This is a genomic window from Caballeronia sp. LZ003 (assembly GCF_031451465.1).
Lineage (GTDB): Bacteria > Pseudomonadota > Gammaproteobacteria > Burkholderiales > Burkholderiaceae > Caballeronia.
Map to the genome: position 1 here is coordinate 1 of NZ_JARUXJ010000175.1, position 483 is coordinate 483.

A 483-nucleotide genomic window follows, 5' to 3' on the forward strand; every position below is an offset into this window, starting at 1 on the left:
TTGGAATCCAGCAGCCGCGATCTGCTCCAGATACCTTTCGTTGAGCGGATCGCCCCTGGCCAAATAGATTAGATATGACATTATCGCCTCGTTCGTTCGCAGATTTTGGACAATATGTGGACAGCCTACGACAGCAGGACTACCACGTGCAAGTACGGAATCGCCGGTTTTCGGACCAGCACCTGCGGTGGCCGGCGATGCCGAATTGCCATATCACCGGTGCTTTGGGGTAGGGATTGAGATAACTGAGGCGCAACGGCGCGTGATTGGCACGCCAGAAGTGCGGGCGGCCAGAAATGCCGGTGCTCGCCTTTTTACGCCGTCGTGTCCCAATTAGGTACGTCGCGTCGTAACGAGTCCCGCGCTTCCCTGCCGCCTAACCTCTATAACTCTGGATAAGCGAGATCAGCGGCAACGATCTCCGTCCCGAGCGTTACAGCCGCAACGGATGCCTCGTGTGTCGTGGGAAATGGGCCAATCGGC

At 57.3% G+C, this 483-nt stretch carries 1 protein-coding gene; it reads right to left on the reverse strand.

Going from position 1 to position 483, the window contains the following annotated elements:
* Nucleotides 1-383: 383 nt before the first annotated feature.
* The gene (locus QCE79_RS39535; protein ID WP_404989478.1) at nucleotides 384-479 is read right to left on the reverse strand and encodes a DUF6723 family protein; all 96 of its coding nucleotides are present in this window, start codon (nucleotides 477-479) and stop codon (nucleotides 384-386) included.
* Nucleotides 480-483: the final 4 nt, after the last annotated feature.